The sequence below is a fragment of the Vibrio sp. OPT18 genome (genome assembly GCF_015163615.1).
In the GTDB taxonomy this organism is placed as follows: domain Bacteria; phylum Pseudomonadota; class Gammaproteobacteria; order Enterobacterales; family Vibrionaceae; genus Vibrio; species Vibrio coralliirubri.
The window spans coordinates 93837-97849 of the sequence record NZ_JADDYK010000023.1; the positions used below are offsets into that span (position 1 = coordinate 93837).

The following is a 4013-nucleotide window of genomic DNA, read 5'->3' on the forward strand; positions in this document are numbered from 1 at the left end:
TCCGGGACAGTTACGCGGTATGAAGCGCGGAATGTCAGTTCTTTCTCTGCTGCACGAGTGTTTTGGTATAGAGACAGAGTTCGCTCACCTACGCTCTCACTAATAATGTGCAGGTTTGGTGTATTCTCAGCCGGTGGCACAATTTCTACATCATTCATACGCAGTTGACCTTTCATCATACGTGTAAACGTACTGTATTGGTCGTAACTGGTTACGGAGATCTTGTTGAGTTCTTCTGGTACGGAGTAATCACCACGTAGGTGGAAACCACAGGCACTTAATAGGCTAACGGTTAAAACAACAACAGTAACTTTCAATGAAGATAGTGAAATCAGGCGCATTATTTGATGGCTCTCATGAAGGTAGAATACTTATTTAAAGGCTTTAATTCGTTAGAGTGGTTAGGCTCGAGTCTAAAGCGCTTAAATAAGTAGACAGGGCAATTAGCTACCCTGTCTACAGACTGCTTTTGATGAATTAAGTTCGTTAATTCTTTAGCAATTGCATTGTGTTAACGAAATTAGTTAGCAACGATGTTTAGAAGCTTACCTGGTACGAAGATAACTTTACGGATAGTTAAGCCATCTAGGAATTTCTTAGCGTTCTCATCGTTTAGACCAAGCTCACGAACTTGCTCTTCTGTTGCATCAGCAGCAACGGTTAGTTTCGCACGTAGCTTACCGTTGATCATAACAACAATAGTTTTCTCGTCTTCAACTAGCGCTTTCTCATCGAAAGTTGGCCATGTTGCTGAGTCTACGTTTGATTCACCAAGTGCAATCCACATTTCGTAAGAGATGTGCGGAGTCATTGGGTAAAGCATGCGTACTACCGCTTTTAGCGCTTCATCAAGGATTGCACGATCTTGTACAGATTCTTGAGGAGCTTTCGCCAGCTTGTTCATCAGTTCCATGATTGCAGCGATTGCCGTGTTGAACGTTTGGCGGCGGCCAATATCGTCCGTTACTTTCGCAATAGTCTTGTGGATATCACGACGAAGTGCTTTCTGGTCGCCAGATAGCGCAGAAGCATCAACAGATTCAGCAGCACCCTTAGAAGAGTGAGCGTGAACCAATTTCCAAACACGTTTAAGGAAGCGGTTAGCACCTTCAACGCCAGACTCTTGCCACTCAAGCGTCATGTCTGCAGGTGATGCAAACATCATGAATAGACGTACTGTATCAGCGCCGTACTTGTCTACCATCTCTTGTGGGTCGATACCGTTGTTCTTAGACTTAGACATTTTGATCATGCCTGAGTGTTCAACTTCACGGCCTTGATCGTCGACTGCTTTTTCGATGCGACCTTTACCGTCACGTTCAACCGTTACGTCAGTCGGTGCAATCCACTCTTTGGTGCCTTTTTCGTTTTCGTGATAGAACGCGTCAGCCAGAACCATGCCTTGACACAGTAGTTGTTTGAACGGTTCGTCAGACGTCACGTAACCCGCATCACGTAGAAGCTTATGGAAGAAGCGAGAGTAAAGCAGGTGCATACAAGCGTGTTCGATACCACCAACGTATTGGTCAACGGGTAGCCAGTAGTTTGCTTTCTCTGGATCTAGAATGTCGTCTGCTTGTGGTGAACAGTAACGAGCGTAGTACCAAGAAGACTCCATAAACGTATCGAACGTGTCAGTCTCACGTAGAGCTGGTTCGCCGTTGAATGTTGTTTCAGCCCAAGACTTGTCAGCCTTGATTGGGCTAGTTACGCCATCCATTACTACATCTTCAGGAAGAATGACAGGTAGTTGGTCTGCTGGTACTGGGTGAACTTCACCATCTTCAGTGGTTACCATTGGGATTGGAGCGCCCCAGTAACGTTGACGAGATACACCCCAGTCACGTAGACGGAAGTTTACTGTCTTCTTACCTTTGCCTTCAGCTTCAAGCTTCGCAGCAATTGCATCGAATGCTTCTTGGAACGCAAGACCATCGAATTCACCAGAATCGAACAGAACACCTTTCTCTGTGTAAGCCGCTTCAGAAACGTCTAGTTCAGAACCATCTTCAGGTTTGATTACTGGGATGATATCGATGCCGTACTTAGTTGCGAATTCGTAGTCACGTTGATCGTGAGCAGGAACCGCCATTACCGCACCTGTGCCGTAATCCATAAGTACGAAGTTTGCTACGTATACAGGAACAACACGACCGTTAAGAGGGTGGATAGCCGTTAGGCCAGTATCCATACCTTTCTTTTCCATCGTTGCCAGTTCAGCTTCAGCAACTTTAGTGTTACGACACTCTTCAACGAATGCAGCAAGCTCTGGATTGTTCTTCGATGCTTTCTCTGCAAGAGGGTGACCTGCAGCGATACCAACGTAAGAAACACCCATTAGTGTATCCGGACGTGTTGTGTACACTTCTAGTGGTGCTTCTTCACCGTTAACAGCGAAAGATAGCTCAACACCTTCAGAGCGGCCGATCCAGTTGCGCTGCATGGTCTTAACCATTTCAGGCCAACCTTCAAGGTTGTCTAGATCGTCTAGTAGCTCTTGAGCGTACTCAGTGATTTTAATAAACCACTGTGGAATTTTCTTTTGTTCTACCGGAGTATCGCAACGCCAGCAGCAACCGTCTTCTACTTGCTCGTTTGCCAGTACAGTTTGGTCGTTTGGACACCAGTTCACAGAAGAAGTCTTCTTGTAAACCAGGCCTTTTTCGTAAAGCTTAGTGAAGAACTCTTGTTCCCAACGGTAGTACTCTGGAGTACAGGTTGCGAATTCACGGTTCCAGTCGTAACCAAAGCCTAGAAGCTTCAGTTGGTTCTTCATGTACTCAATGTTTTCGTAAGTCCATGGTGCAGGCGCTGTGTTGTTTTTAACAGCTGCGTTTTCTGCAGGTAGGCCGAATGCATCCCAACCAATTGGCTGCATTACGTTTTTGCCTTGTAGACGTTGGAAACGAGATACCACATCACCGATGGTGTAGTTACGCACGTGACCCATGTGCAGTCGGCCACTTGGGTAAGGGAACATAGAAAGACAGTAGAATTTTTCTTTGTTTGGGTCTTCACTTACAACGAAAGTCTCGCTGTTATCCCAGTGTTGTTGAACCTTTTGTTCAATCTCTTGCGGGTTATATTGTTCTTGCATCGATGGTATCCGGTTATCTTGGAATTTGTGAGTTCGGTTAGAACAGAATCTTACAGATCGTCATAGAATACCTAAAGGAGCTGAGTACAACAATAGTTATACCCTTCATACTTGCAGTTGCTGCCTAGTAGATTGTGTAATTTTCACTGAATTTCGCAGGGCAACTATACTTAAGAGTATGAATTGCATTTGTTTGTAAGCGGGAGTGCATTGCAGCGCATTCGTTTGCTCACTAAAAGGTTGGTTATCTTAAGGAGGTTGTTATGCCGAAGAAAAAAGCGCTCTATGAAGAAGTCGTCGAAGAGGTGATTGAAACGCTGAAGCATAGCCCTGAAGAGCTCAACAACAAAATCGAAACGTCGGGCAAGTTTGCGAAAGCAGCTAATGATATGACGAAAGATGAGCTTTCATTGATCTCTGCCTACGTGAAGTCGGACTTAAAAGAGTTTTCCGAAAGCTATGAAGAGAGTAAAAGCGGTCCATTCTATTTGATGATTGCGGACTCTATTTGGCAAGGGCTGTTGGATATTACTGATCGTACTAAGGTGGAGTGGGTTGAACTGTTCCAAGACTTAGAACACCAAGGCTTGTATCAAGCGGGTGAAGTCATTGGCTTGGGCACCTTAGTATGTGACGAGTGTGGTCACCAAACCGAATATAACCACCCAACCAATATCATTCCATGCATTAAATGTGGTTCTAAAGGGTTTAGTCGTAAAGCCCTTAAACCGTAAGCTTCTGAACCATAGCGTATCAACGTAAAACCACAGCAATGAAAAAGGGTTGACCCAATCAGTCAACCCTCAAATCACTTTTCGTCGAATCTCGAATCTGATGTGACCCCATAAAAGTAGACACTTAATACAGAGCATTGAGTGTCATGAAAGTAAAATCACAAAGACAATATACAGACGAA

The 4013-nt window shown here is 44.7% G+C and carries 3 protein-coding genes; 1 reads left to right on the plus strand and 2 read right to left on the minus strand.

Annotated features, from left to right (window positions below; genetic code table 11):
- On the minus strand, nucleotides 1–341 hold a 341-nt coding region (lptE, locus tag IQQ51_RS26655; protein WP_416222601.1), incomplete at its 3' end, for an LPS assembly lipoprotein LptE.
- Between the two features lie 179 nt (nucleotides 342–520).
- Nucleotides 521–3097 (minus strand): leucine--tRNA ligase, encoded by a 2577-nt coding sequence (gene leuS, locus IQQ51_RS04820; protein WP_017068503.1) that lies wholly within the window; start codon nucleotides 3095–3097, stop codon nucleotides 521–523.
- 263 nt (nucleotides 3098–3360) lie between these two features.
- On the opposite strand from leuS, the gene IQQ51_RS04825 reads away from it, so the two are divergent.
- Nucleotides 3361–3831 (plus strand): zinc ribbon-containing protein, encoded by a 471-nt coding sequence (locus IQQ51_RS04825; protein ID WP_017062329.1) that lies wholly within the window; start codon nucleotides 3361–3363, stop codon nucleotides 3829–3831.
- The last annotated feature ends 182 nt before the right edge of the window (nucleotides 3832–4013 follow it).